Origin of the sequence: Kytococcus sp. HMSC28H12 (genome assembly GCF_001816045.1) — a bacterium.
Classification (GTDB): Bacteria; Actinomycetota; Actinomycetes; order Actinomycetales; family Dermatophilaceae; genus Kytococcus; species Kytococcus schroeteri.
Genome location: NZ_KV824265.1, coordinates 1 through 5,052, shown reverse-complemented (window position 1 = coordinate 5,052; position 5,052 = coordinate 1). Strand labels below are relative to the sequence as shown.

At 71.3% G+C, this 5,052-nt stretch carries 5 protein-coding genes and 1 pseudogene; 4 read left to right on the top strand and 2 right to left on the bottom strand.

Going from position 1 to position 5,052, the window contains the following annotated elements; all coding sequences use genetic code 11:
* The coding region (gene rho, locus HMPREF3099_RS00645) for a transcription termination factor Rho (RefSeq protein WP_070703284.1) at positions 1 to 1,501 on the top strand (1,501 nt) is incomplete at its 5' end.
* Positions 1,502 to 1,574: 73 nt separating this feature from the next.
* On the opposite strand, the gene HMPREF3099_RS00640 is transcribed toward rho, so the two are convergent.
* Both HMPREF3099_RS00640 and HMPREF3099_RS00635 read right to left on the bottom strand, forming a co-directional pair.
* On the bottom strand, positions 1,575 to 2,801 hold the full coding sequence (locus HMPREF3099_RS00640; protein ID WP_070703283.1) for an SPFH domain-containing protein: 1,227 nt from the start codon (positions 2,799 to 2,801) through the stop codon (positions 1,575 to 1,577).
* Positions 2,802 to 2,833: 32 nt separating this feature from the next.
* The gene (locus HMPREF3099_RS00635; RefSeq protein ID WP_070703282.1) at positions 2,834 to 3,289 is read right to left on the bottom strand and encodes an NfeD family protein; all 456 of its coding nucleotides are present in this window, start codon (positions 3,287 to 3,289) and stop codon (positions 2,834 to 2,836) included.
* Positions 3,290 to 3,525: 236 nt separating this feature from the next.
* On the opposite strand from HMPREF3099_RS00635, the gene rpmE reads away from it, so the two are divergent.
* The 3 genes and pseudogenes from rpmE to HMPREF3099_RS13680 all read left to right on the top strand — a co-directional run.
* Positions 3,526 to 3,741: a 50S ribosomal protein L31 gene (gene rpmE / locus HMPREF3099_RS00630; RefSeq protein WP_070703281.1), complete on the top strand. Its 216-nt coding sequence runs from the start codon at positions 3,526 to 3,528 to the stop codon at positions 3,739 to 3,741.
* Positions 3,742 to 3,811: 70 nt separating this feature from the next.
* On the top strand, positions 3,812 to 4,882 hold the full coding sequence (prfA, locus tag HMPREF3099_RS00625; RefSeq protein WP_070703280.1) for a peptide chain release factor 1: 1,071 nt from the start codon (positions 3,812 to 3,814) through the stop codon (positions 4,880 to 4,882).
* Positions 4,773 to 5,052, top strand: a pseudogene (locus tag HMPREF3099_RS13680) (hypothetical protein); the annotation flags it as partial. The gene prfA and the pseudogene HMPREF3099_RS13680, both read left to right, overlap by 110 nt.

Here is a 5,052-nt window from a genome sequence, read left to right as displayed (position 1 = left end):
GTCGCGTGGGGAGGCCGGGGGCGACGACGCCCGCGACCAGGGCGCCCGTGACCGTGACGACCAGCGCCGCGGGGACCGTGGCGAGCGTGACGACCGCGGTGAGCAGGGGCGCGACGAGCGCGAGGAGCGCCGTGGCGAGGGCGACGACGACCGCCAGCACGGCCCGACCGACGGTCGTGACGACGAGGAGCGCGGCGGCCGCCGCCGCAACCGTCGCAACCGCCGCAACCGTGGCCGCAACCGCGACGACGAGCAGGGCCGCGACCACGGCGGGCGCGACCAGCAGCGCGGCGGCCAGCATGACGACGCCGACCTGGTGCCGATCGCGGGCATCCTGGACGTCTTCGACTCGTACGGCTTCGTGCGCACGACCGGTTACCTGCCGGGCCCGAGCGACATCTACGTGCCGCAGCAGATGATCAAGCGCCACGGTCTGCGCAAGGGTGACGCCGTGGTGGGCCGCATCAAGCCGCGCCACGACCTCGACGACGACATGTCGATGCCGGCGCCGCAGCAGGGCCGCCGCAACCAGAAGGCGAACAAGAACAAGTTCAACGCCCTGGTGAAGGTCGACCAGGTGAACGGCATGTCCCCCGAGGACGCCAAGCGCCGCGTCGAGTTCGGCAAGCTCACCCCGCTCTACCCGCAGCAGCGGATGCGCCTGGAGGCCGGGCAGAAGAACTACACCAACCGGGTCATCGACCTGGTGGCGCCGATCGGCAAGGGCCAGCGCGGCCTCATCGTGGCACCGCCGAAGGCCGGAAAGACCATGATCCTGCAGTCGATCGCCAACGCGATCACGCAGAACAACCCCGAGGTGCACCTCATGATCGTCCTGGTGGACGAGCGCCCCGAGGAGGTCACCGACATGCAGCGCACGGTCAAGGGTGAGGTCATCGCCTCCACCTTCGACCGCCCGGCCGACGACCACACCACCGTGGCCGAGCTGGCCATCGAGCGCGCCAAGCGCCTCGTGGAGATGGGCCAGGACGTCGTGGTGCTGCTGGACTCCATCACCCGTCTGGGCCGCGCCTACAACATCGCGGCGCCGGCCTCCGGCCGCATCCTGTCCGGTGGTGTGGACTCCAGCGCGCTGTACCCGCCGAAGCGCTTCTTCGGTGCCGCTCGCAACATCGAGAACGGTGGCTCGCTCACCATCCTCGCCACCGCCCTGGTGGAGACCGGCTCCAAGATGGACGAGGTGATCTTCGAGGAGTTCAAGGGCACGGGAAACATGGAGCTGCGCCTCTCGCGCCAGCTGGCCGACCGTCGCGTCTTCCCGGCCGTCGACGTCAACGCCTCGGGCACCCGCAAGGAGGAGATCCTCCTCAACGCCGAGGAGCTCAAGGTGGTCTGGAAGCTGCGCCGCGTGCTCGCCGCGCTGGACACCCAGGCCGCGATGGAGCTGCTCCTGGACCGCATGAAGAAGACCACCGGCAACGGCGAGTTCCTCATGCAGGTGCAGCAGACCTCCTCGATCAAGCTCGACGACGAGGACTGAGCGCCCGGCGCACGCAGTGCAGAGAGCCCCTCACCGGTGATCCGGTGAGGGGCTCTCTGGTGTGGGGGAGGCGTCAGCCGCGCGGGAACCCGTCGGTCGGGTCCTCCGGCTGCACCTCACCGCTGGGGACGTCGTCCCGCATCGGCGAGTTCTGCTGCGGCACCTGCTGCGTGGTGTCCAGGCCCGGGTTGCTCTGCACCGGCGAGCCGCCGGCCGGGGTGGAGCCCCCCAGGCCGCCCATGCCGGCCGCCGAACCGCGGCGCTGGCTGGTGGAGTCCGCGGCCTCGTCGGTGGCCCCCGCCGCCTCGGCGCGGGCCTTGCGCAGCGCCTCGGCCGGGTCCTCCAGGGTGGCCTCCTCGATGTCGAGGTGCATGGCCTCGCCCTTGACGTTCTCCTGCAGGTGGGCCGACGCGCCGTCCAGGGCGCCCTGGCCGCCCAGGATGCCGCCCACGCCCTTGAGGGCGTCGGTGATCTCGCTGGGGAAGAAGAACATCTTGTTGGCGTCGCCCTCGGCGATCTTGGGCAGCGCCTGCAGGTACTGGTAGGCGAAGACCTTGCTGTCCGGGTTGCCCCGGTGGATGGCGTCGAACACCTGCATCACGGCGCGGGACTCACCCTGCGCGCGCAGCACGGCGGCCTGCGCGTCACCCTCGGCGGTGAGGATGGCGGCCTGCTTCTCACCCTCGGCCGTGAGGATCTGCGACTGCTTGACACCCTCGGCGTTGAGGATGGCCGCACGACGGTCGCGCTCGGCGCGCATCTGCTTCTCCATCGAGTCCTGCACGCTGGGCGGCGGGTCGATGGCCTTGAGCTCCACGCGGTTGACGCGGATGCCCCAGCGGCCGGTGGCCTCGTCGAGCACGCCGCGCAGGCGACCGTTGATCTGGTCGCGACTGGTCAGCGTCTGCTCGAGGTCGAGCGAACCGATGACGTTGCGCAACGTGGTGACGGTGAGCTGCTCGATACCCGAGATGTAGTTGGCGATCTCGTAGGTGGCGGCCTTGGGGTCGGTCACCTGGAAGTAGATGACCGTGTCGATGGAGACCACCAGGTTGTCGCTGGTGATCACCGGCTGCGGCGGGAAGCTCACGACCTGCTCACGCAGGTCGACCGTGGCGCGCGGCTTGTCGATGAACGGGATGAGCAGGTTGAGGCCGGCGTCCAGCGTCTTGCTGTAGCGGCCCAGGCGCTCGACGATGACGGCGGTCGCCTGCGGCACGATCTTGATGGATCGCACCAGCACGACGACCACGAACAGCAGCAGCAGCACGAGTACCACTGCGGTGATGGCTTCGGGCACGTCTCCTCCTCGGGGACTGTGGGTCGGACGGGTCAGGCAGGGAGGCGCTCGATGCGCGCGGTGGCTCCGTCGATGCGGGCGATGCGGACGCGCTCGCCGACGGCGAAGGTCTCACCGTCCCACTGGGGGCGGGCGCTCCAGATCTCTCCGTGGAGCTTCACCGTGCCGGCCAGCTCCGTGACCGGCTCCGCCACGAGGGCGTCGCGACCGGTCAGGGCGGCGGCGTTGGTGACGGCCAGCGGGGTGCTCTCCTCCAGGCGGCGGCGCAGCACGGGGCGCACGAAGAAGAGCAGCACCAGGGCGCTGAGGCAGAACAGCACGAACTGCCCGGTGAGGTTCAGGCCCAGAGCAGCGGCCACCATGGCCACCAGGGCGCCCGCCGCCAGCATCAGGAACATGAAGTCGAGCGTGAGCATCTCGATCGCTCCGAGGGCGAGGGCGGCGCCCAGCCACCAGAGCCACTGGGGATCGCGCAGGAAGTCGAACATGGGTGAACTGTAGGACGCATCACCACCGAGGGGGCATGGCACCGAGGGGGGACGGGGGAGGGGTGGCCGGGTGGCCCGTCCCACCCGCGTCGGAGGCGGTTTGCCAGCGGGCTGACGGCGCTGGCAGAATGCTCCGTTGCGTCCGGTTCACGTCAGGCCCCGATCGGGGAACGCGGCGTCCCGTCCACACGGGCACGCGGACGACCCGGACATCCCCATCCAGCGAGGAGAGACCCATGCGCAAGGACATTCACCCCGCGTATGACACCACCGAGGTCGTGTGCACCTGTGGCGCCACCTTCACCACCCGCAGCACCGCCGCGAACGGCCGCATGAACGTGGACGTCTGCAGCCAGTGCCACCCCTTCTACACCGGCAAGCAGAAGATCCTGGACACCGGTGGTCGCGTGGCGCGCTTCCAGCAGCGCTACGGCAACAAGGCCGGCAACTGAGACTTCTGGTCATGGCCGGGGTTCCCCACGGGGGCCCCGGCCATCATCATGTCCGGATGAGGGAGGCCCGATGAGCGACGCCCTGCAGGAGGCCCTGGCCGAGCACGCCCGGCTGGAGGCGCTCATGGCCGACCCCGAGGTGGTGTCGGACCCGACGCGCCTGCGCGCCACCGCGCGGCAGTACAGCGCCCTGGAGCCGGTGGTGCGGGCCGCCGGACGGGTGGGGCAGGCCGAGCAGGACCTCGCCGCCGCCCGGGAGCTGGCCGCGGAGGACCCCGAGTTCGCGGCCGAGGCCGAGGCGCTGGCCGCGGAACTCGAGGAGGCCCGGACGGCGCTGACCCGCGCGCTGCTCCCGCGGGACCCGGACGACGACCGGGACGTGATCCTGGAGGTGAAGGCCGGCGAGGGAGGCGCCGAGTCCGCGCTCTTCGCCGGCGAGGTGGTGCGCATGTACCTGCGGCACGCCGAGCGGGAGGGGTGGTCGGCCACGGTGGCCGAGTCGACCGCCTCGGACCTGGGCGGGGTGAAGGACGCGCGCGTGGTGGTCCGCGCCGGGTCGGCCCCGGCCGGACGGATGCCCTGGTCGCGGTTGAAGTTCGAGGGCGGGGTGCACCGCGTGCAGCGGGTGCCGGTGACCGAGTCGCAGGGACGCATCCACACCTCGGCCATCGGGGTGCTGGTGCTGCCCGAGGTGGAGGACCCGGCCGAGGTGGAGATCTCCCCGAACGACCTGAAGATCGACGTCTTCCGCAGCTCGGGGCCGGGTGGCCAGAGCGTCAACACCACCGACTCCGCCGTGCGGATCACCCACCTGCCCACGGGTGTGGTGGTGACCTGCCAGAACGAGAAGTCGCAACTGCAGAACAAGGAGGCCGCCCTGCGGGTGCTGGCCTCCCGACTGCGCCGGGCGGCCATGGAGGAGGCCGCGGCGGAGGCGAGCGAGGCGCGGCGGGCGCAGGTGCGCACCGTGGACCGCAGCGAGCGGGTGCGCACGTACAACTTCCCCGAGAGCCGGGTGAGTGACCACCGCAGTGGGTACAAGGCGCACAACCTGCCCGCGGTGCTGGACGGGGACCTGGGGGCGGTCATCGACTCGCTCGTGGCCGACCACGAGGCCCGTCTGCTGGCCGGGGAGGGCTGAGGGCGTGGCGACGGTGGAGCTCACCGCCCTGCTGCGCTCGGCGACGCAGCGGCTGGCCGAGGCCGGCTGCTCCAGCCCGGCCCCCGATGCGGCGGCGTTGCTGGGCCACGCGGTGGGGTGCGACCCCGCCGAGGTGCACCGGAGGGCCCTGCTGGGGCACGCGGTGGACG

Coding starts and splice junctions, on each gene's coding strand:
- HMPREF3099_RS00635 (WP_070703282.1), bottom strand. CDS start 3,289: ATGTTCGACTTCCTGCGCGATCCCCAGTGGCTCTGGTGGCTGGGCGCC.
- rpmE (WP_070703281.1), top strand. CDS start 3,526: ATGCGCAAGGACATTCACCCCGCGTATGACACCACCGAGGTCGTGTGC.
- prfA (WP_070703280.1), top strand. CDS start 3,812: ATGAGCGACGCCCTGCAGGAGGCCCTGGCCGAGCACGCCCGGCTGGAG.